Below are 962 nucleotides of genomic sequence, written 5' to 3'. Positions count from 1 at the left end.
TAAGCGTGAAACAATTGATGATCAACTAGCGCTTGAGAATTTGATGCCTTAGTGGGCATTTAGAGTATTTTAGGTATCGGGAGAAAACAATATGGTGGTGAACTTTACCAAAATGCATGGTTTGGGTAATGACTTTATGGTGGTTGATATGATCAGCCATCATGTTCACCTTCGTCCTGAACAAATTCGCCGAATGGCTGATCGTAATTTAGGTGTGGGCTTTGACCAGCTTTTGTTGGTCGAACCACCTGGCAAGCCTGATGTTGATTTTCGCTATCGAATTTTTAATGCCGATGGTTCAGAAGTTGAGCAGTGTGGTAACGGTGCCAGGTGTTTCGCAGTCTTCGTGCGCGAGAAGAAGCTAAGCAACAAAGATAGTATTCGGGTCGAAACAAAAAAAGGCGATATTGAGTTAAAGGTCAATGATGATGGTCGCGTCCTTGTAGACATGGGCGAACCAGTATTCGACCCAGAAAGTATTCCATTTACAGCGGATGCTCCAGCAGATAGTTACAGCATCGATGTCGATGGTGAACCCTTGCAGATTTCTGCGGTGTCTATGGGCAACCCTCATGCTGTTTTGCAGGTGCCTGAATTGAGTGATCAGCAGGTTGCGCATTTAGGACCATTGATTGAAGCGCATGAACGCTTTCCAGAGCGTGTGAATGTTGGTTTTATGGAAATAGTACATAAGCGCTTTATCCAACTACGCGTTTACGAGCGAGGTGTGGGTGAAACCTTGGCCTGTGGTACCGGTGCGTGTGCGGCTGTTGCCGCTGGAATAAGCCGAGGTGTGCTGGAATCGCCAGTTGAGGTTCGCTTGCCTGGCGGTAATCTAAAAATTGAGTGGCAGGGCGTCGGCTCACCGTTAATGATGGAAGGCCCCGCTATGACTGTTTTCGAAGGAAAAATTCGAATTTAGCGCTACACTTAGTTAGCGATAGGCGTTTAGTGAGGCTTGA

1 protein-coding gene is annotated in these 962 nt (G+C 46.7%); it reads left to right on the top strand.

The window, feature by feature from the left end:
- Positions 1-91 precede the first annotated feature (91 nt).
- The gene (dapF, locus tag A3757_RS01785) at positions 92-922 is read left to right on the top strand and encodes a diaminopimelate epimerase (protein WP_068512859.1); all 831 of its coding nucleotides are present in this window, start codon (positions 92-94) and stop codon (positions 920-922) included.
- The last annotated feature ends 40 nt before the right edge of the window (positions 923-962 follow it).

The sequence above is a fragment of the Oleiphilus sp. HI0117 genome (genome assembly GCF_001635235.1).
This window is presented reverse-complemented; position numbering and strand designations above follow the sequence as displayed.